At 32.5% G+C, this 20,168-nt stretch carries 17 protein-coding genes; 14 read left to right on the forward strand and 3 right to left on the reverse strand.

Annotation, left to right across the window (positions count from 1 at the left end; translation table 11 throughout):
- Nucleotides 1-2 precede the first annotated feature (2 nt).
- From FT986_RS10660 to coaD, 3 genes are all read left to right on the forward strand, one after another.
- Nucleotides 3-1,364, forward strand: a complete 1,362-nt coding sequence (locus FT986_RS10660; RefSeq protein WP_147865035.1) for a methylmalonyl-CoA mutase subunit beta — start codon at nucleotides 3-5, stop codon at nucleotides 1,362-1,364.
- 21 nt (nucleotides 1,365-1,385) lie between these two features.
- Complete coding sequence (gene scpA, locus FT986_RS10665) at nucleotides 1,386-3,515, forward strand: methylmalonyl-CoA mutase (RefSeq protein WP_147865036.1); 2,130 nt, start codon at nucleotides 1,386-1,388, stop codon at nucleotides 3,513-3,515.
- A gap of 123 nt (nucleotides 3,516-3,638) precedes the next feature.
- Nucleotides 3,639-4,097 carry a pantetheine-phosphate adenylyltransferase gene (gene coaD / locus FT986_RS10670; RefSeq protein WP_147865037.1) on the forward strand — a complete coding sequence of 153 codons (459 nt, stop codon included), beginning with the start codon at nucleotides 3,639-3,641 and terminating at the stop codon, nucleotides 4,095-4,097.
- A 72-nt stretch (nucleotides 4,098-4,169) separates the two neighbouring features.
- Here coaD and FT986_RS10675 read toward each other — a convergent pair whose 3' ends face one another.
- Entirely contained in the window at nucleotides 4,170-5,027 is an 858-nt protein-coding gene (locus tag FT986_RS10675; RefSeq protein WP_147865038.1) for a T9SS type A sorting domain-containing protein, read from the reverse strand.
- An 87-nt stretch (nucleotides 5,028-5,114) separates the two neighbouring features.
- On the opposite strand from FT986_RS10675, the gene FT986_RS10680 reads away from it, so the two are divergent.
- Nucleotides 5,115-6,866, forward strand: coding sequence for a M14 family metallopeptidase (locus FT986_RS10680; protein ID WP_147865039.1), 1,752 nt, complete (start codon nucleotides 5,115-5,117; stop codon nucleotides 6,864-6,866).
- Here FT986_RS10680 and FT986_RS10685 read toward each other — a convergent pair.
- Complete coding sequence (locus tag FT986_RS10685; protein WP_147865040.1) at nucleotides 6,834-7,457, reverse strand: NUDIX hydrolase; 624 nt, start codon at nucleotides 7,455-7,457, stop codon at nucleotides 6,834-6,836. The genes FT986_RS10680 and FT986_RS10685 overlap by 33 nt on opposite strands.
- Nucleotides 7,458-7,465: 8 nt before the next feature.
- On the opposite strand from FT986_RS10685, the gene pyrE reads away from it, so the two are divergent.
- Together pyrE and FT986_RS10695 are read left to right on the forward strand one after the other, a co-directional pair.
- Complete coding sequence (pyrE, locus tag FT986_RS10690) at nucleotides 7,466-8,113, forward strand: orotate phosphoribosyltransferase (protein ID WP_147865041.1); 648 nt, start codon at nucleotides 7,466-7,468, stop codon at nucleotides 8,111-8,113.
- A 2-nt stretch (nucleotides 8,114-8,115) separates the two neighbouring features.
- The gene (locus FT986_RS10695) at nucleotides 8,116-8,508 is read left to right on the forward strand and encodes an SRPBCC family protein (protein ID WP_147865042.1); all 393 of its coding nucleotides are present in this window, start codon (nucleotides 8,116-8,118) and stop codon (nucleotides 8,506-8,508) included.
- On the opposite strand, the gene FT986_RS10700 is transcribed toward FT986_RS10695, so the two are convergent.
- Complete coding sequence (locus FT986_RS10700) at nucleotides 8,505-9,236, reverse strand: biotin--[acetyl-CoA-carboxylase] ligase (RefSeq protein WP_187248612.1); 732 nt, start codon at nucleotides 9,234-9,236, stop codon at nucleotides 8,505-8,507. The genes FT986_RS10695 and FT986_RS10700 overlap by 4 nt on opposite strands.
- Nucleotides 9,237-9,328: 92 nt before the next feature.
- Here FT986_RS10700 and rsfS point away from each other — a divergent pair, with 92 nt between their 5' ends.
- The 8 genes from rsfS (at nucleotide 9,329) to FT986_RS10740 (ending at nucleotide 20,126) form a co-directional block, all read left to right on the forward strand.
- Nucleotides 9,329-9,700 (forward strand): ribosome silencing factor, encoded by a 372-nt coding sequence (gene rsfS / locus FT986_RS10705; RefSeq protein WP_147865044.1) that lies wholly within the window; start codon nucleotides 9,329-9,331, stop codon nucleotides 9,698-9,700.
- 21 nt (nucleotides 9,701-9,721) lie between these two features.
- On the forward strand, nucleotides 9,722-11,716 hold the full coding sequence (ftsH, locus tag FT986_RS10710) for an ATP-dependent zinc metalloprotease FtsH (protein ID WP_147865045.1): 1,995 nt from the start codon (nucleotides 9,722-9,724) through the stop codon (nucleotides 11,714-11,716).
- Nucleotides 11,717-11,813: 97 nt separating this feature from the next.
- The gene (locus FT986_RS10715; protein WP_147865046.1) at nucleotides 11,814-12,422 is read left to right on the forward strand and encodes an LUD domain-containing protein; all 609 of its coding nucleotides are present in this window, start codon (nucleotides 11,814-11,816) and stop codon (nucleotides 12,420-12,422) included.
- A gap of 1 nt (nucleotide 12,423) precedes the next feature.
- Complete coding sequence (locus FT986_RS10720; protein WP_147865047.1) at nucleotides 12,424-13,218, forward strand: phosphatidate cytidylyltransferase; 795 nt, start codon at nucleotides 12,424-12,426, stop codon at nucleotides 13,216-13,218.
- A 2-nt stretch (nucleotides 13,219-13,220) separates the two neighbouring features.
- Complete coding sequence (locus tag FT986_RS10725; RefSeq protein ID WP_147865048.1) at nucleotides 13,221-13,871, forward strand: phosphatidylserine decarboxylase family protein; 651 nt, start codon at nucleotides 13,221-13,223, stop codon at nucleotides 13,869-13,871.
- Nucleotides 13,872-13,874: 3 nt separating this feature from the next.
- Entirely contained in the window at nucleotides 13,875-14,150 is a 276-nt protein-coding gene (locus tag FT986_RS10730) for an acyl-CoA-binding protein (protein ID WP_147865049.1), read from the forward strand.
- Nucleotides 14,151-14,279: 129 nt separating this feature from the next.
- Nucleotides 14,280-17,909 carry a CheR family methyltransferase gene (locus FT986_RS10735; protein WP_147865050.1) on the forward strand — a complete coding sequence of 1,210 codons (3,630 nt, stop codon included), beginning with the start codon at nucleotides 14,280-14,282 and terminating at the stop codon, nucleotides 17,907-17,909.
- 3 nt (nucleotides 17,910-17,912) lie between these two features.
- A complete protein-coding gene (locus FT986_RS10740) occupies nucleotides 17,913-20,126 on the forward strand; it encodes an ATP-binding protein (protein WP_147865051.1) in 2,214 nt (737 codons plus the stop codon).
- Nucleotides 20,127-20,168: the final 42 nt, after the last annotated feature.

Here is a 20,168-nt window from a genome sequence, read left to right on the forward strand (position 1 = left end):
CCATGGCAAAACATTTAATGAACGATTTTAAAGCGGTTACCGCTAAAGAATGGAGACAAAAAATACAGGTAGACTTAAAAGGAGTCGATTATGAGAGTCTAATTACTCACACTCTTGAAGGGATAGACATTAAACCTTTCTATCATCAAGAGGATACCACCAATAATATTTCGGTTGCTACTCCAAACCAATGGCATATTACCGAAAGATTAACGGTTAAAGATTTAGAAAGTACAATTGAACAAATTAGCTATAGCTTAAGTAAGGGCACCGAAGCAATTTGGCTAATTATTGAAAGTGAATCTACCAATCTTGTTGAGCTTTTAAAAAGTATTGATATTAAAAAAACTCCTATCTATATTGAGTTTCAATTTCTTAAACCCAAATACATTATCGCTTTCGCGGAATTCTTAAAAGGAAAGAAACATCAAATCCGTATAGGAATTGACATTATAGGAAATCTTGCTGCCACGGGCAATTGGTATCATTCTTTAAAAGATGATCACGAAGCTTTAAATTATATATTCAAACACATAGAAATCCCTGTTGAGTTAAGTATTAACACTAATATTTACCAAAACGCAGGAGCAAATACTATACAACAACTTTCTTACGCACTTGCCCACACCAATGAATATTTAAATCATAACAGTGAAGCTTTAAAAAACAAAAAAATTATTTTTAAAGTTGCCGTAGGATCTAATTACTTCTTTGAAATCGCTAAAATAAAAGCTTTACGGAATTTATACGCAACCTTAGCCAATGCTTATCAGTTACCTGAAAAGATAGAAATACTTGCATTCCCTACCAATCGCAACAAAACTATTTACGATTATAATGTAAATATGTTAAGAACAACTACCGAATGTATGAGTGCTATTTTGGGCGGAGCAGATTTTATTTGCAATAACGCTTACGATAAAATTTTCCATAAAGAGAATGAATTCGGAAGTAGAATAGCTCGCAATCAACTTCTTATTTTAAAAAATGAGAGTTACTTCGATAAAGTGAGTAATCCTGCAGATGGAGCATACTACATAGAGAACCTTACCCAACAACTTTCAGAAAAAGCTTTAGAGCTTTTTAAAAGTATAGAAAAAGGAGGCGGATTTTTAGTTCAACTAAAAGAAGGAACCATTCAAAGAAAAATTAAAGAATCTGCACAAAAAGAACAAGAAGAATTTAATGAAGGAAAAACTATTTTGGTGGGGACCAATAGATACGAGAATGCTGAAGATAAAATGAAAAATGAATTAGAAATTTCTCCTTTTTTAGAAAAGAAAGAACGAAAAACCCTCCTACCTCCTATTATTCAAAGGCGTTTAGCAGAGAGTTTAGAGCAGTCGAGATTAAAACAAGAGTAAAATTCTATAAATACGAAAGAGATGAGCCAAAGAAAAAACCTTCAAGATATAGAATTAAAAAGCAATTCTGTTAAAGAAACAGAGAGTAGCAGTTACAATACGGCAGAAAACATCAATATAAAATCCACTTATCAAAAAGAGGATTTAAAAGAGGTAGAACATCTTAATTTCGCCGCAGGAATTGCTCCATTTTTAAGAGGACCTTACTCTACCATGTACGTAAAACGTCCTTGGACAATTAGACAATATGCTGGATTTTCTACAGCCGAAGAAAGCAATGCCTTTTATAGACGAAATTTAGCTGCAGGACAAAAAGGACTATCGGTCGCATTCGATTTGGCTACTCATAGGGGTTATGATAGTGACCACGATCGTGTGGTTGGAGATGTAGGAAAAGCCGGCGTAGCCATAGATTCAGTGGAGGATATGAAAGTTCTTTTCGACCAAATTCCACTCGACAAAATGTCGGTTTCAATGACTATGAACGGTGCTGTACTTCCTATTATGGCTTTTTATATCGTCGCTGCGGAAGAGCAAGGCGTTTCTCCAGATAAATTGGCGGGAACCATTCAAAATGATATTCTTAAAGAGTTTATGGTGCGTAATACTTATATTTATCCGCCTACACCTTCCATGAAAATCATTTCAGATATTTTTGAGTTTACTTCTCAAAATATGCCCAAATTTAATAGCATTAGTATTTCTGGCTATCATATGCAAGAAGCTGGGGCAACCTGTGATATTGAGTTGGCATATACCCTAGCAGACGGTCTAGAATACATTCGTAAAGGGTTAGCAGCAGGAATGGATATTGACACTTTTGCTCCGCGTTTATCTTTCTTTTGGGCTATTGGAATGAATCACTTTATGGAAATTGCCAAAATGCGTGCTGCGCGTATGCTTTGGGCAAAATTGGTAAAACAATTTAATCCTAAAAACCCTAAATCTTTAGCCTTAAGAACCCACTGTCAAACGAGTGGTTGGAGCTTAACAGAACAAGACCCTTTTAATAATGTAGCTCGTACTTGTATTGAAGCTTCGGCAGCAGCCTTTGGCGGAACTCAAAGTTTACATACTAACGCTTTAGATGAAGCCATTGCTTTGCCTACAGATTTTTCGGCAAGAATTGCCAGAAATACACAACTTTACTTACAAGATGAAACGCAGATTACTAAAACAGTAGATCCCTGGGCTGGAAGTTACTACGTAGAAAAGTTGACTCAAGATATTATGGATGAAGCTTGGAAACTTATTGAAGAAGTAGAAGAACTTGGCGGAATGACTAAAGCTATTGAAGCTGGTATTCCTAAACTACGTATTGAAGAAGCTGCAGCTAAAAAGCAAGCAAGGATAGATAGCGGACAAGATATTATTGTTGGAGTTAATCAATACCGAAGAGAAAAAGAAGATCCTATTGTTACTTTAGAAGTAGATAATCAAACCGTTAGAAGACGACAAATAGAACGCTTAGAGCAAATTAAAAGCTCACGAAATCAAGATAAAGTAGATCAAGCCTTGCAAAATTTAACTCAAGCGGCTAAAACGGGTGAAGGTAATTTATTAGCTTTAGCAGTAGAAGCTGCCAGAGAAAGAGCAAGTATTGGAGAAATAAGCGATGCCCTCGAAAAAGAATTTGGTAGGTATAAAGCACAAATTAAATCATTTAGCGGCGTGTATAGTAAAGAAATAAAAGACGATTCTTCATTTAGTAAAGCTAAAGAATTAGCTAATAAGTTTGCAGATTTAGAAGGTCGCCGACCAAGAATCATGATTGCTAAAATGGGACAAGACGGTCACGACCGTGGTGCAAAAGTTGTTGCTACAGGTTATGCCGATGTTGGTTTTGACGTAGATATAGGTCCGTTATTCCAAACCCCTCAGGAAGCAGCAAAACAAGCAGTAGAAAATGATGTTCATGTACTTGGTGTTTCTTCTTTAGCAGCCGGACACAAAACTTTAGTTCCGCAAGTTATTGAAGAATTGAAAAAGTTAGGCAGAGAAGATATCATGGTTATCGTTGGAGGTGTAATTCCTTCTGCAGATTATGAGTTTTTATTCGATGCTGGTGCCGTTGCCGTTTTTGGCCCAGGAACTAAAATTAGTGAAGCGGCAATTCAGATTTTAGAGATTTTGATAGATTCTGTGGCTTAATTAACCAAATTACCTCAACTCCATCCATACTTATGTACTGATTAACTGACATTTACAGTAATTAAATTAGTTATGTTTTATTAAAATAATATGTCAGTAACCTTGTAACTCGAAATTTTAAAAATGAGAAAAGCTGTATTCCCCGGATCTTTTGATCCTATCACCTTAGGCCATTATGATATTATAGAGCGTAGTCTTCAACTATTTGATGAAGTTATTCTAGCTATTGGAGTAAACGCTGATAAAAAGTATATGTTTTCATTAGAAGAAAGAAAACAATTTATAGAAGAAGCTTTTAAAGGAGAACCTAAAATTAAGGTAAAAACTTATCAAGGCTTAACTGTAGATTTCTGCATTAAAGAGAATGCACAATTTATATTGAGAGGGCTTAGAAACCCTGCGGACTTTGAATTTGAAAAGGCCATAGCTCATACAAATAGAAAGTTAGAGAAAATAGAAACCGTTTTTTTACTAACCTCCAGTGGCAAAAGTTATATTTCTTCTTCTATTGTAAGAGATGTAATTAGGAATAAGGGAGATTATACTATGTTAGTCCCAGATTCTGTACGCGTTAAATCTTAATAATTAATTTTAAAATTAAGTATAAAAAAAGCTCCCAAATTGGGAGCTTTTCTATTATTAAATATGTTAGGCTTATTGCTTAACAATTTTCTTTGTAATATTTCCTTCATTAGTATTGATCGATAATAAATATACACCAGAAGCTAAAGAAGAAGTGTTAATTGTATTGTTAGCAGAAATTTCTACTTGTGTACCTTTTCCTAAGATATCATACATTGTAGCACCTTCAATTTGAATAGAAGAAGGAATACTAACATTTAATACATTATTTACAGGGTTAGGATATAGAGAAACTTGAGAAGCAATTGCATTGTTAACCGCTAAGACCTCATCAGATAAGTTAAAAACATATTCTGCAGCAGGTGCACTTCCAGTTCCAGTTTCTGTTGGCACAGTAATACCACAAGATTCAGCTTCAAGATATGAAGGGGCATTTTGACCTGATCCATTAGTTCCTGGGAAAAATCTTAAAGAAGCCGTTCCGTTAGCACTTTCTGGTACATTTACTTCTAAAACAGTTAAAACATTTGCAGGAATTTGAGCTACAAATGGTAATTCAACTAAGGTTAAATCATCAGCAGAAGATAAAGTAAATTGTTCAGTATTTAAAGGCACTAAAGTTCCTCCAGGAAATGTATCAGCAGCATATAAAGTAACGTTAATTACAGTACCATCTACAGCACCTGCTTGACCAATTTGTACAGAACCTACATCGAATGTAGTAGAAATACCAAAATCGTTTGCTAAGTCATAAGTTCTATAGAAACTATTTTCTCTATAATCTCCAGACCCACCGCTACCAGGACTACTCCAACAAGCAGCTCCTCCATCATCAACCGTTACAGGATCTACAGATTGAGAAATTACAGTTTGAGCATTAACAAAAGATGAAACCGCAAAAGCTGCAGCCAATAAAGTAATTTTTTTCATTTTAATTCGGGTTTATAAGTTTATAAGAGACTAAATTACTAATTTAGTTTCAAAAAACAATTCTTTTTTACGAAAATTTCATTACTTATGAAAAAAATAATAATCCTAGCCTTAGCAGTAATAGCGCTAACTAGCTGCGATTTATCTAAATACAAGTTAACCAAAGAATATAATTTCTCTACTGTTTTTGAAAAATCAAAAGGAGAAGAAACAGCTACTTATCAAGAAGTCATTAAATTTTATAAAGATTTAGATGAGGCCTTTACCAGTATTGAAATGCAAGAAATAGGCACTACCGATAGTGGTAAACCCTTACATTTAGTTATTTACAATCCAGAAAGTAATTTTAACTGGGAAAAAATTCACGAGAATAAAACGGTTTTACTTATCAACAATGGTATTCATCCTGGAGAAAGCGATGGTATAGATGCTACCATGCTCATGCTAAGAGATTTTGCCAAAGATTCACTAAAAGCCCCCAAAAACACGGTTATAGCGGCTATTCCTATATATAATGTTGGCGGTGCTCTAAATCGAAATAGCACTTCAAGAACAAACCAAAACGGACCTAAGGAATATGGTTTCCGTGGCAACGCAAGAAATTACGATCTTAATCGAGATTTCATTAAAATGGACTCTAAAAATGCTTTCGCTTTCGCGGAAATTTTTCATAAGGTAAATCCAGATGTTTTTATTGACAACCACGTAAGTAATGGAGCAGATTATCAATACACTTTAACTCATCTTCTAACTCAGCACAATAAGCTTTCGGGTTCATTAGGAGAGTATTTGAAAGAGGACTTTATGATTCAGCTAGAAGATAGCTTAGCAGTTAAAGGTTTACCCATTACTCCTTATGTAAATGTATTTAATGAGGTTCCTGAAAAAGGCTTTTCGCAATTTAATGATCATCCAAGATACTCTACAGGGTATACAACCTTATGGAATACTTTAGGCCTTATGATTGAAACTCATATGCTAAAACCCTATAAAGAAAGAGTCGAGAATACTTACCAGCTTATGCTTACTACGGTAGATATAATTGAAAACAGTAACGGCAAAATAAAAACTTTAAGAAAAGAGAATCTACAAGAATTTAAAAACGCTAATCAATATTTTTATAATTACACGGTAAATAAGGATACACTTACTACTATAGATTTTAGAGGTTATGAAGCAGAAATTGTTAAAAGTAAAGTTACAGGCCAGAATCGGTTAAAATATAACAGAGAAAAACCTTTTGTAAAAGAAATTAATTATTACGATTTCTTCAAACCTCAAGATAGTGTTACAATTCCTCAAGCATATATAATTCCTCAAGGATGGTGGATGATAAAGGAAAGGCTTTTAGCAAATAACATTGAAATGGAGACCTTAGAAAAAGACAGCTTGATTGAAGTAGAAAGTTATAGAATTAAAGATTTTACTACCTCTCCTTCTCCTTATGAAGGACATTATTTACACAAAAACACATCTGTTTCTACTTCCGTAAAGAAAATGATGTTTAGAAAAGGAGATTTAATAGTTAATACCCGTCAAGACGGAATTAGATACTTGCTAGAAACTTTAGAACCTACGGCTGTAGATTCATTTTTTAATTGGAATTTCTTCGATACTATTCTACAGCAAAAGGAAGGCTTCTCTCCATACGTGTTTGAAGATATAGCATTAGAGTTTTTAAATAACAATCCTTCCGTCAAGAAGGAATTTGAAGAAAAAAAATCTAAAAATAGAAGTTTTAGAAACAATTGGTATGCACAATTAGATTGGATTCACAAAAGGAGTCCTAACTATGAAAAAGCTCATTTAAGCTATCCTATTTTTAGGATGCTGAATTAAATATTCCTTTGGAAACAATAGCTTAATATTTTCATAAGATTTCTTAAGAGCCTTTTGACTTTGCTCAAAATCTTTCCATTTTACTTTGGTAATTCCTTCCTTTTCTTGTGGAATTAATTCGCCTTCGTAGCTAGTTTTCATCTCAAACCAATGGGTTTCTTTTAATTTATATTTACCATTACGCTTTAAGATATGGTAAGTAGTTTGCAAGAACTTGGTAATTTCCAAACCCTCAACCATAGTTTCCTCTTCTACTTCACGAATAGAAGTTTCTTCGATGGTTTCCTTCTTTTCGGCCTTTCCTTTAGGCAAATCCCATCTTCCGTTACGTTTTATAAATAAAATTTCTCCTTTTTGATTATATACCATTCCGCCACCAGCCACAATGGTTTTCAGCTTTTTCTTTAAGATTTTGAGAAGCTTTTCCTCTTTTTCGTGATAAAGATTTACATAAAAAAGTTCTCCTTTACTTACTTTTTTAATAATACGTTTTATCTTCGCCTTTTTAATTGGGATAGAGGTATATTGACTTCCTATTTCTTTTTCGGTTGAAAGAATTAACGGAATATCATTTACAAAAACTTTATACATTTTATAGTATGATTTTAGATAAAGAAACTGCCAAAAAAACAGCTGAGTTACTGTTGCAAATTAAAGCAATTAAATTAAACCCACAAGAACCTTTTACATGGGCTAGCGGATGGAAATCACCCATCTACTGTGATAACCGTATTATTCTCTCTTACCCTCCTATTCGTAATTTTGTAAGAGACCATATGGCGAAACAGGTAGAAAAAATCTACGGTAAAGCCGATGTAATCGCTGGTGTAGCTACTGGCGCTATTGGAATTGGAATGTTAGTTGCCGAATATTTAGGTGTTCCTTTTATATATGTTAGACCAGAAGCTAAAAAGCATGGGAGACAGAACCAAATTGAAGGTCATTTAGAAAGCGGACAAAATGTTGTGGTAATTGAAGACCTTATAAGTACAGGAAAAAGTAGTCTTAATGCTGTTAAAGCTTTAAAAGAAGCTAAGGCTAACGTAAAAGGGATGATTGCCATTTTTTCTTATGGTTTTGATGTTGCTGAAGAGAATTTTAAGCAAGAGCATCTTCAAGTACACACTCTAAGTAACTACACCTCACTTATTGAGCAAGCTTACGAAACCAATTATTTAAACAAAAAAGAGTTAGAAACGCTTCAAGAGTGGAGAGTAGATCCTTCTAATTGGAGTCCAAAACTATAATTATGCATTTAGAAAGCGAAAAAAACACCGTAAATAAGAGTCAGGAAGAGTTATTTAATTTCCTTACGGAAGTAAAAAACTACGAAACCATTATGCCAGACTCTATTCAAAAATTTGAAGTAAAAGGAGAAGATAGCTTTTTATTTCAGCTAAAAGGAATGCCAGAAATAAAACTTCTTATTAAAGAGAAAACACCTTGTAATCAAGTAGTTTTAGGTGCAAAAAGTGAAAAACTTCCTTTTACTCTTACCGCAAATATTACTGAAATCGCTTCCGCGGAAAGCGAAGTACAACTCATTTTTGACGGAGAATTTAACGCTATGATGGCCATGATGATTAAATCTCCTTTAAAAAACTTTATTAACACATTAAGTCAGAATATGGGGAAACTCTAGTAAAGAAGTTTTATTTCCTTTATCTCAAAAGACTTTAAAATATGGTCTTCAAACAAGATTTCTAACAAACCTTGTTTGGAGACTTTTTTTATAATCCCTGTCGTTCTTTCTCCATTAGGAAACTCAAAAGTAGAAGCCTTCCCTATTCTAAATAAATTTTCGTGGTATTTTTCTAGTATAGCTTCAATAGAATACGGTAAGAATTCATAAATGTCATCTTCTATTTGTTTTACCAATTTTTTTAGTACATAATCCAAATCATAATGTATGCCTGTTAATTGTTTTAATGATGACGCTCTATACATTTTATCAAAATCTTCCTGATTTACATTCAGCCCAATACCTATAATACTCGCATTAATTTTTTGATTACTATACATATTTTCGATAAGAACGCCACAAATTTTAAGACTCTCTGCCAATATGTCGTTTGGCCATTTTACCTTTAAATTAGTTATCCCTAATTGCTTCAAAACTTTTAAAATAGCTAAAGAGGTAATAGCACTTAATTTAAATTGATTTTCTATTTTTAAATTCAAACCTTCTAGAAGTACACTAAAAGTGAGGTTCTTACCTTCTTGGGAAATCCAATTCGCACCCATTTGCCCTCTCCCATTAGTTTGATTTTCAGCAACGACATAGCAGTTTTTAATATTGGGGTTTGCTCTATATAGTTCTCTCAAATAAAGATTTGTTGAGGGGGTGGTATGAACTTTGATACTCTTCATAAAAAAAGTGTTGAAAATAGAACGATAAGTTTTTGTTAACAATGCAAAAAAAGAGCAAAAAAACATAACTTTGCACAAAACAAATAAATTTAATGGTAAAAACTGAAAATAACACAGACCAACTCTTAACTCAAATCATAAAAGGTATTGAAGACGTTAAGGGTAACGACATCCAAATATTAGATCTTCGCGAGATTGAAAATACGGTTTGTGACTATTTTGTAATTTGTAATGGTAATTCTAACACCCAAGTAAACGCCATCGTTAACTCTGTTCAAAAAGGCGTTAGCAAATCTTTAAAAGATAAGCCGTGGCATGTTGAAGGTACAGAAAATGCCGAATGGGTTCTTATTGACTACGTTAATGTTGTAGTACACGTTTTTCAAAAGCACATTAGAGAGTTTTACGACATCGAAGGGCTTTGGGGAGATGCCAAGACGACCACCATTCCAACAAATTACTAAAAATACTAGCACCCACACATAATGGCTAAACAAGAAAACAAAAAACAGCCGGAAGGCAAAAAGCCTAAATTCAATTCTTACTGGATTTACGCAGGAATCATACTCATATTTTTAGGAATAAATTTTTTTAGCGGAAGCGGTTTTAACGAACCTGCCAAAACTAACATTGCCGAATTTGAATCATTTTTAAAAGACGGTGATGTTAAAAAAGTAGTAGTTATTAATAAACGAACCGCTAATGTTTATTTAACTGAAAAAGCTGCTCAAAAACCTAAACACGAAAAATCTAAGCAAAAAGAATTTTTGCCTGCAGGTGAAACCCCAGATTATACATTTGAACTTGGAGATCTTCAAAATTTTGAAAATGATTTTGACGAACTTAAAAACGAATATAATTTAGATACGATAAGAGTGAACGAAACACACTCTGATGTTTGGGGAGAACTTATTTGGTCACTTCTTCCAATAATTTTAATTATTGGAGTTTGGATTTTTATTATGAGAAGAATGAGCGGCGGCGGCGGCGGCGGTCCTGGCGGACAAATCTTCAATATAGGAAAATCTAAAGCCAAGCTTTTTGATAAAAACACAGATGTTAAAGCTTCATTTAAAGATGTGGCTGGTTTAGAAGGAGCAAAAGAAGAAGTACAAGAGATTGTAGACTTCTTGAAGCAACCTGAAAAATATACCGCTTTGGGTGGAAAAATTCCTAAGGGAGCTTTACTTGTAGGACCTCCAGGAACAGGAAAAACTTTATTGGCTAAAGCCGTAGCAGGAGAAGCTAAAGTGCCTTTCTACTCGCTATCTGGATCAGATTTTGTTGAAATGTTCGTAGGAGTTGGAGCTTCACGTGTAAGAGATTTATTTAAACAAGCAAAAGAAAAATCACCTTCAATTATCTTTATCGATGAAATTGATGCTATTGGTAGAGCAAGAGGAAAATCTAATTTCTCTGGTTCTAATGATGAAAGAGAAAACACTCTTAATCAGTTATTAACTGAAATGGATGGTTTTGGCACCAATACAAATGTTATTGTAATTGGAGCTACTAACCGTGCTGATGTTCTTGATAAGGCTTTAATGAGAGCCGGACGATTTGACAGACAAATTTATGTAGATCTACCAGACATTAGAGAACGTAAAGAGATTTTTGAGGTTCATTTAAGACCTCTTAAAAAGGTTGCTGATGAATTAGATACAGAGTTCTTAGCAAAACAAACTCCAGGGTTTTCGGGGGCAGATATTGCAAATGTTTGTAATGAAGCTGCTTTAGTGGCTGCTCGTAAAGGAAATAAAGCTGTAGGAAAACAAGATTTCTTAGACGCAGTAGATAGAATTGTAGGAGGATTAGAGAAAAAGAATAAGATTATAACTCCAGATGAGAAAAAAGCTATTGCTTTTCACGAAGCTGGTCACGCTACTGTAAGTTGGATGTTAGAACATGCTGCTCCTTTAGTTAAAGTTACTATCGTACCAAGGGGTCAGTCTCTAGGTGCAGCTTGGTACTTACCAGAAGAGCGTTTAATTGTTCGTACCGAGCAAATGCTAGATGAAATGTGTGCTACTATGGGAGGTAGAGCTGCTGAAAAAGTTATTTTTAATAAAATTTCAACTGGTGCTTTAAGCGATCTTGAAAAAGTAACCAAGCAAGCTAAAGCCATGGTAACGATTTACGGACTTAATGAAAAGGTTGGAAACCTTACTTATTATGATTCTTCAGGACAGAGTGAATACAACTTCACTAAACCTTACAGTGAGAAAACTTCAGAGTTAATAGATAAAGAGATCTCTAATATTATTGAAACGCAATACAATAGAGCTATTGATTTATTGACTGAACATAAAGATAAACTTACCCAGTTAGCAGATATTCTATTAGATAAAGAAGTTATTTTTAAAGACGATCTACAAAGAATTTTTGGAGATCGACCTTTTGATAACAAGAAAGGAAAAGAAACTCCATCTGCAGAAATTTTTTCCGCTAAGGAAGATAGTATCGAAGAGAAAAAAAATTAAGAATCTTCAAAAAATATAGATTTAGTCTCTTGACTAAGTCTATATTTTTTATCTTTGATTTAAAGCAACATTAATTTATTTACCCCATTAACTGAATATGAGTATATTTAGTAAAATTCTAGGATTCAAATCTAAGTCTGAAAACGAAGAGAATTCTAATCAAAAAGATCAAAGTAAATTTATGCCCGAGGAGAAAATACCTACGGATGAAAATTTCATGATCAATTTTAAAAAAAATGGCGGTAAATTTCTTTATTGTAGCGATAAGGATGAGATGTTAGATGCATTTTATTCTATCCTCAAAGAGAACAATTGGGAAAACTCTAAAGCTTGTTGTTTCGATGAAAATTTAAAAGCAACCTTTAAAGATTTTAATTTAGATTTTAATAAAAGTTCCGATTCTAGTTTCTTTCTTTCTACAAGTGAGTATTTAATTGCTAATACTGGTGCTTTATTGATTTCTTCTAATCAAATTGGAGAAAAAAAATTAAATGAATTGCCTCATGATTTTATTATTCTTGCAGCAACAAGTCAGCTTATAGACACTATAGGTGAAGGCTTAAGAGGAATAAAACACAAGAGCAAAAACAGAATCCCTTCAAACATTACTACCATAAAAACTTTTGAAGACAAGAAAGAAAGTGATTTTATGAGCTATGGTAGTCCTTCTAAAAATCTATATTTGCTGCTATTAGAAGATTTATAGTATGAAAGAAACCTTAACGAGGGCTTTATCGGGTGCCTTGTACATTATAATATTAATTACCTGTGTCCTTGTATCTAAATATTCCTTTTGGGGGCTATTTTTGCTTTTCGGATTTATTTGCGTACACGAGCTTCAAAAACTTTTAAAGCTAAACAGCTACCTTTCTTATGCTTTACTACTAGGTTTTTTTGCTGTCTTTAGTGTCTTCACACTTAATACTTATGCTTTAAATACGCTTTTAGTACTCACCTTATTGGTTAAAATTTTACTTTTAAGAGACTTGATAATTGTAAGGAAAATTCCTCTTTTTCACGAAAAAAAATATATTGTTGTTATTTTTTACCTTATAGCTTCATTTATTTTCTTAACCTTGATTCCTTTTGACTCTAATAATGAGTATCAACCAGAGTTACTTATTGCCATATTTATATTAGTTTGGGTAAATGACACCTTTGCTTATTTAGTAGGGAAAAATTTTGGTAAAAGGAAGTTGTTTGAGAGAGTTTCTCCCAAAAAAACCATTGAAGGCTTTTTAGGAGGTTTATTTTTTAGCATCGTAACAGGTTATGTAATCTCACTTTATATTACTATTTTTACCTACGATCAATGGATTATACTTAGTATAATTGTTAGTATTTTTGGAACCTACGGTGACTTAATTCAATCTAAACTAAAAAGACAAGCCAACGTTAAGGACAGTGGAACAATTATGCCGGGACACGGTGGTATGTTAGATCGATTAGATAGTGTATTATTTGCAGGAACTTTTGTTTATACTTATTTACTTTTTATATAATTATGTTTCATAAAGAAGGTTATAAAATATTAGGGTTTTCATTATTAGCTTTTTTAATTATCAATATTTTAAGCTATTCATTTATTGATATCTTATGGCTGCAAAGTGCCGTATTAATTATTACAGCAGTACTTTTTTTACTCGTTGTACAGTTTTTTAGAAATCCGCAAAGAAAAACGGTTATAAATGACTCTACTATTGTTTCTCCAGTTGATGGTAAAGTAGTAGTTATAGAAGAAGTATTTGAAAAAGAATTTTTTAACGAGAAAAGATTACAGGTTTCAGTATTTATGTCTCCAATTAATGTACACGTTACTAGATACCCTGTAAACGGGGTTGTTACTTATAGTAAATATCACCCAGGAAAATACTTAGTAGCTTGGCACCCTAAATCTAGCGAAGAAAACGAAAGAACGACGGTTGTTGTGAAAAATAAAGCATTTGGTGAGATATTATATAGACAAGTTGCTGGAGCATTGGCTAAACGAATTGTTAATTACGCAAAAGTTAATGACAAAGCTGTACAAGGTGATGATAGTGGATTTATAAAATTTGGTTCTCGTGTAGATTTATATCTTCCGTTAAATACTAAACTCAACGTTAAGCTTAATGAAAAGGTGAAAGGTGGAGTGAGTGTGATTGCAAAACAGTAAATAATGGATAACAATAAAAAGCTAGAGGTAGAGTTTCAAGAAGCTTATGAAAGAGCTACTCATACTAAGCTACGTTTTCCTCCCGATTTAATGCTTCATTTTTATGCATATTACAAAAGAGCTACCAATGATTCTGAAATTTATAATTTAGCTAACCCTGATGACGAGCAACTAATTACAGCATTTAAAATGAATGCCATTTTTCAAGTAAAAAACTTAAGCTCAAATGAAGCTAAAAAAGAGTATATTAAGCTTGTAAATAAACATATTCCTAGGTAACCTCCCCCCTCTTTTACTTAAATTTTACTCAAAACTTATAGTCTTTGTGTTATTTTATTAAGCACATATGGCAGCACTATGTTTTAAAAATTATTATTTTTATAGATTTTAGGCTAATTAAACTAAGTAATGATTAAAGATATTATTAGGAATTCCAACGCCGCTTCAAGTCAGCATATTATAGCTATAGGTGCTAGTGCTGGAGGGTTAGAGGCTTTAAAATTGTTTTTTAGCAATTTATCAGATAACGATAATAATAGTTATGTAGTTATTCAGCACTTATCTCCAGATTACAAAAGTATGATGGGTGAGTTACTGGCTAAGTCTACCTCCCTTGTTATTAAACAAATTGAAGATAATAGTGATCTTCTACCTGGTCATATTTATTTAATCCCTCCTGTAAATAATTTAGTTTTAGAAAACAATAAATTACATCTACTAGAAAAACCTAAAGATCAAAAACTAAATTTGCCTATAGATCTTTTTTTAGAATCTCTTGCTCATTCAAGAAAGGAAAAAGCTATAGCGGTAATTTTAAGTGGTACAGGTAGTGATGGGACAAGCGGAGTTAAAGCTATAAAAGAAAATGATGGTGTAGTAATTGTGCAAGACCCTAATCAATCTAAGTTTGATGGCATGCCAAAAAGTGCTATAAGAACAGGGTTAGTTGACTATATATTACCTGTCGAAGATATGGGAAGTGAAATTACAAGCTTCATCAAATCTTTAGAGTCCTTCCAGGAAAACCAAGAAAATGATATAATTTATAGTAAAACTGTAATGTCTAAAATTTTACATTTAGTAAATCAGGTTATTGATTTAGACTTTACGGAATATAAACATACTACGCTCGCCCGAAGATTACTCCGTAGAATTCATGTATGCAAATGTTCTTCTTTTGATGAGTATTTTACGCTATTAAAATCTAATGAAAAAGAAATAGTTTGTTTAGCTAAAGAGTTTTTAATTGGCGTAACTAAATTTTTTAGAGATACTGAAGTTTGGGAAATTCTTACCACTAAAGTTATACCCGAACTGGTAGAAAAAACTCAAGATGGCAATACCTTAAAAATATGGGATGTCGCTTGTAGTACTGGTGAAGAGGCTTATTCACTAGCAATAATCATCAATGAGGAAATTGAAAAACAAGGAAAAGATATAGAGGTTAAAATCTTTGCTACTGATATTGCAGAAGACCATCTTGATATTGGAAGTGCTGCAATCTATAACCATAATATCATTAGTGATATAGACCCATATTTATTTCAAAAATATCTAATTCCTGTAAATGAAAGTTATCAAGTTGTAGAGGAGCTTAGACGAATGGTCGTATTCTCTAAACACAATATTATCAAAAACCCTCCATTTAGTAAAATGGATATGGTGCTATGTAGAAATTTACTCATCTACTTTCAACCTAGTATTCAACAGAAAGCATTAAACGTTCTTCACTATAGTCTAAAAGAAAATGGTTTTTTGGTTTTAGGAACTAGCGAAAGCATTCATACTCATCAAGATGATTTTGAGGCTATAGATAGAAAATGGAAAATATTTAAAAATACACAACCGAGACACAGATTGAAAACAGAAATATTAAAAACTTCCACCAATCAAATTCATAGTGTGAAACGAGAGAATATTCAAGAAAACTCAACAAGGATAAATCCGAGAAAACAGCGATTTTTAGAAAATTTTAATCAAACTATTTTAAATCATTTTGGTGGAGCAAGTGTTTTTATTGATAAAAATTACAATATTCTTCAAGCCATAGGTGAATTTAGAAAATATGCTAACCTCCCCACGCAAGGTTTTTCAATTAATTTATTAGAAATGATAGGTGATGAACTTAAACCTATTGTACAATCTAGTATTAGAAAAGCTTCAAAAACCAATCAAGAAATTATTTACAGAAATGCTTTTTACAACGATAATGACGAGAAAAAAGCTGCAGATATTTTCATTAAACCATTTTCACAAAATAATTCCGATATAGGAGATACTTTTTCCATCACTTTTGTAGAGAAAAAAGTAGATTATTCAAAATTTGAAGAAGCACATACGCTAACAAATTCTGGAAGAAATCGAGAATATATCAACGAAATTGAAGAAGAGCTAAAGAAAACACAAGAAGAATTACAAACATCTTTAGAAGAACTCGAAACTAGTAATGCAGAACTTCAAGCAGCTAATGAAGAGCTATTAGCATCTAATGAAGAACTTCAAAGCACTAACGAAGAGTTACAAAGTGTTAATGAAGAAATTAATACAGTTAATGCTGAGAATGTTCAAAAAATGGAAGATCTCGCTCAGCTTAACGCGGATATGAACAATCTTTTAGAAAGCACAGATATTGGAACTATATTTTTAGATAAGGATTTAAAAATTAGAAAATTTACTCCAGCTATTCAAAAACACTTTAGTCTTTTAAATTCTGATGTAGGCCGACCAATTGACAACTTTACAAATAGTTTTGGTTTACAAAGAAGAAACATATTAGTAAATAGATGTAAGAAAGTTCTTAAAACGGGCAAAACCCTAGAAAAGAATATTATATCACGAGAAGGTAAAAATTATTTACAACGCATATCTTCATTTATCAATTCAAAAGATCAAGCTGAAGGAGTCGTGATCACTTTTATTGATGTTGAATCTTTACAAGTTGCTAAAGATAAACTAGTTGCAAGTGAAAAACGATTTAAATCTTTTTATGAAGAAGATCCTGTTATGCACTTTAGCGTAGATCCTCAAACTTCAAAAATTGTTCAGTGTAATTTAGAAGCTGTAGAAAGACTGGGCTACGAATCTAAAGATGAAATAATTGGGCATAACATGTATAATCTGTATGAAGATGAAGCACAATTAGAAGCTCTTAAACTCGATAAAATTTTTCAGGAAAAAGGGGAATTAAAAAATATTGAGTTGAAAATGCTTACTAAAAAAGGAGACATTATACCAATTATGATGAGCTCAAATGTAGAGTTAGATGAAAATGGTAATGGTATTACTAATAGGTTTACGTGTGTTGATGTTTCTGAACTAAAAGACATTCAAAGAAAACTAAATAAGCAAAAAATTGCCTTACAACGTGCTAATAAAGATTTAGAACAATTTGTTTCTATTTGTTCTCACGATTTACAAGAACCACTTTCTACCATTAAATTTGGTAGTGATATTTTAGGTAAAATATATGGTAATCGGTTAGATGATAAAGGTCGAGAATATATTTCTTATATAGATCAAGCTTCAGATAGGCTTTCTCAACAAATAAAAGCTTTATTAGAACACTCTAGAATTGGGAGAAATACTCAAAAGCAAATTGTAAATACCAAAGAAATCGTAGAAGTAGTGAAATATGATTTAGGAAAGAGAATAAAAGAAACCAATGCTAAAATTTATTCTGGTAGCTTACCTAAAATAACTGGTTATGAAGTAGAGTTAAGATTATTATTTCAAAATTTAATAAGTAACTCTCTTAAATACAAGGCAAAAAATAAAGAACCAGAAATTAGAATTTCTTCATTTAAAGAAGGAGATTTTTATGTGTTCTCTATTATGGACAATGGGATAGGAATATCTAAAGAAGATCAAAAAAATATTTTTACCATTTTTAACCGTGTACCTACTCAAGAAAAATATGAAGGTACAGGAGTCGGTTTAGCCCACGTAGAAAAAATTGTAGCTCTACATAAAGGAAATATATGGGTAGAATCTCAAGTAGGAGTGGGAAGTACCTTTTACTTTAAATTAAAGGCGAAATAAAAAATGCAGGATCAAGAAAAAATCATAACTGCTACCAATTTAACAAATTGTGATAAGGAGCCTATTCATATTATAGGGCACATACAGCCACACGGAGCCTTGGTTGTAATCGATATGAAATCTTACGCAGTAGTAAATTATAGCGAAAACCTAAGTAGCTTTTTACAAACAGATAATCTATCTAGCTTCCATTCTTTAAGTGATTTATTTCCTGATGATTTCATTATTCAATTAAAAAAAGAATTAGAAGCCAATATAATCTTGTCTACTTACACGTTTGAGAAAGGCAGAGAAAATTTTCTATTAATTCCGCATTTAAGCGATGATAAAGTAATTATAGATGTTGAGAAACAAGAAGATAAACTCCCTTCTTTTACCTTTCAGCAACAGCTTAATAACATTTTAAGTCAGATAGAGAAAACCACTTCTTTAAAGGAAACCAGTCAAATAGCAACTCAACTTATAAAGAATATTTTTGGGTACAATCGCGTGATGTTATATCGTTTTGACAAAGATTGGAACGGAGAAGTGATTGCCGAAACTAAGGATGAAAATTTAGAAACGTGGCTGGGGTTACGGTATCCTGCCAGCGATATACCTAAACCTGCAAGAGAAATCTTTTTAAAACAAGGCGTTAGAATTATAAGTGATGTTTATTATAAACCCTCACCTATTCTTTCACTTGATAATTCTAATCTGCAGCCACCAATCAACCTTACCAATTCTGAACTTAGAGGTGTATCTCCTATTCATATCGAATACTTAAAGAACATGAAAGTAAATGCTTCTTTAACTACCTCGATTATAGTAAATGGTAAACTGTGGGGGCTTATCACCTGTCATCATTACAAAGCTAAAACGGTAGATTATTTTCAGCGACAAAGCTGTAAATTTCTGACCCAAGTTTTTGCTAATCAAATTAATTTATTAGATACCAAAAAATATGTAAGCAGCAGTAAACAACTAGAAACCTTAAGAAAAAAACTTATGCTACAAATGCAAAGTGTTTCTAAGTTTAAAGAAGCTCTGCTCAACTATCAGCCCAACCTGAAAGATTTTATTGATTGCGGCGGAGTTGCGTTGGTTAGAAAGAATAAAATTAATGTTTTAGGCGGCACTCCGCTTAAAAAAGAAATAGAAATCCTCATCCGTGAGCACTTGGCTAAACAAAAAAAATCTATTTATTTTACTGAAAGTTTAAGTTCTCATTTTGCTTCCGCGGAAGCGTATACAAAAACGGCATCAGGTATTTTGGCTATAAGTTTAGATGCTAATTTTAAAGACTTTATCATCTGGTTTAGACCAGAAATTATTACCACCATTGAGTGGGGCGGCAATCCTGAAAAAAATGGATATGTAAAAGATGGGGTCACCTATTTACATCCTAGAAAGTCATTTGAAAAATGGTCAGAAAAAGTTGCAGGTAGCTCTAAAGTGTGGGAAAATTCTGAAATTGAAGCTGCTGCTAAATTGCAAGAGAATATAAATACAGTTTTAGTTAAAAAACAAAAAGAAAAAATAAAGCTTCTTAACAACAAGCTAAAAAGAGTCAATAAAGAATTAGAAACTTTTAGTTATAGCGTTTCTCACGATTTACGAGCTCCACTTCGAGGGATTGACGGCTATGCTAGGATTTTGAAAGAGCATCTAAATTTAGAAGATGATGATTATTCTACGCATGCCTTAGAAACCATCATCTCATCATCTAAAAAAATGGACGTTTTAATTGACGATATTTTATCTTACTCTAAAATAGGAAGGCAAGATATTAGAAGAATCCCGGTAGACTTAAACGCTGTTGTTTTTGAGATTATAAATTCTTCAAATTTAAAAATCAATTATCCTCAAACTCAAATTAAAGCTGAAAAAAACTTACCCAAAGTATTTGCCGATTCGAGAATGGTAACTCAGGTTTGTGCAAACTTAATTACCAATGCAATTAAGTACAGCCAAAACCAAAAAGAACCTTTTGTAGAAATAGGCTATAAAGAAGAATCTAAAGCTTACTTTGTAAAAGATAATGGAATAGGCATAGATGAAAAGTACATAGATAAAATTTTTAATGTCTTTACTAGATTAGCTTCAGCGGATTATGAAGGTTCAGGAATTGGGTTAGCTATCGTTAAAAAATCTATAGATCTACACGAAGGAAAGATATGGGTAGAAACTAAGTTAAATGAGGGAACTACGTTCTTTTTTAATTTCGGTAACGCTTAATATTGTATTTTTACTCGCTAGTTGAATGTTGAATATTAGTAT

The sequence above is a fragment of the Mesonia sp. K4-1 genome (assembly GCF_008017825.1).
Classification (GTDB): domain Bacteria; phylum Bacteroidota; class Bacteroidia; order Flavobacteriales; family Flavobacteriaceae; genus Mesonia.

Bases quoted from the DNA above. Each gene is read 5' to 3' on its own strand.
- scpA (WP_147865036.1), top strand. From the start codon at position 1,386: ATGAGCCAAAGAAAAAACCTTCAAGATATAGAATTAAAAAGCAATTCT.
- FT986_RS10680 (WP_147865039.1), top strand. From the start codon at position 5,115: ATGAAAAAAATAATAATCCTAGCCTTAGCAGTAATAGCGCTAACTAGC.
- FT986_RS10660 (WP_147865035.1), top strand. From the start codon at position 3: ATGGCAAAACATTTAATGAACGATTTTAAAGCGGTTACCGCTAAAGAA.
- FT986_RS10700 (WP_187248612.1), bottom strand. From the start codon at position 9,236: ATGAAGAGTATCAAAGTTCATACCACCCCCTCAACAAATCTTTATTTG.
- FT986_RS10725 (WP_147865048.1), top strand. From the start codon at position 13,221: ATGTTTCATAAAGAAGGTTATAAAATATTAGGGTTTTCATTATTAGCT.
- FT986_RS10730 (WP_147865049.1), top strand. From the start codon at position 13,875: ATGGATAACAATAAAAAGCTAGAGGTAGAGTTTCAAGAAGCTTATGAA.
- ftsH (WP_147865045.1), top strand. From the start codon at position 9,722: ATGGCTAAACAAGAAAACAAAAAACAGCCGGAAGGCAAAAAGCCTAAA.
- FT986_RS10720 (WP_147865047.1), top strand. From the start codon at position 12,424: ATGAAAGAAACCTTAACGAGGGCTTTATCGGGTGCCTTGTACATTATA.
- coaD (WP_147865037.1), top strand. From the start codon at position 3,639: ATGAGAAAAGCTGTATTCCCCGGATCTTTTGATCCTATCACCTTAGGC.
- FT986_RS10735 (WP_147865050.1), top strand. From the start codon at position 14,280: ATGATTAAAGATATTATTAGGAATTCCAACGCCGCTTCAAGTCAGCAT.
- rsfS (WP_147865044.1), top strand. From the start codon at position 9,329: ATGGTAAAAACTGAAAATAACACAGACCAACTCTTAACTCAAATCATA.
- FT986_RS10695 (WP_147865042.1), top strand. From the start codon at position 8,116: ATGCATTTAGAAAGCGAAAAAAACACCGTAAATAAGAGTCAGGAAGAG.
- FT986_RS10740 (WP_147865051.1), top strand. From the start codon at position 17,913: ATGCAGGATCAAGAAAAAATCATAACTGCTACCAATTTAACAAATTGT.
- FT986_RS10675 (WP_147865038.1), bottom strand. From the start codon at position 5,027: ATGAAAAAAATTACTTTATTGGCTGCAGCTTTTGCGGTTTCATCTTTT.
- pyrE (WP_147865041.1), top strand. From the start codon at position 7,466: ATGATTTTAGATAAAGAAACTGCCAAAAAAACAGCTGAGTTACTGTTG.
- FT986_RS10715 (WP_147865046.1), top strand. From the start codon at position 11,814: ATGAGTATATTTAGTAAAATTCTAGGATTCAAATCTAAGTCTGAAAAC.
- FT986_RS10685 (WP_147865040.1), bottom strand. From the start codon at position 7,457: ATGTATAAAGTTTTTGTAAATGATATTCCGTTAATTCTTTCAACCGAA.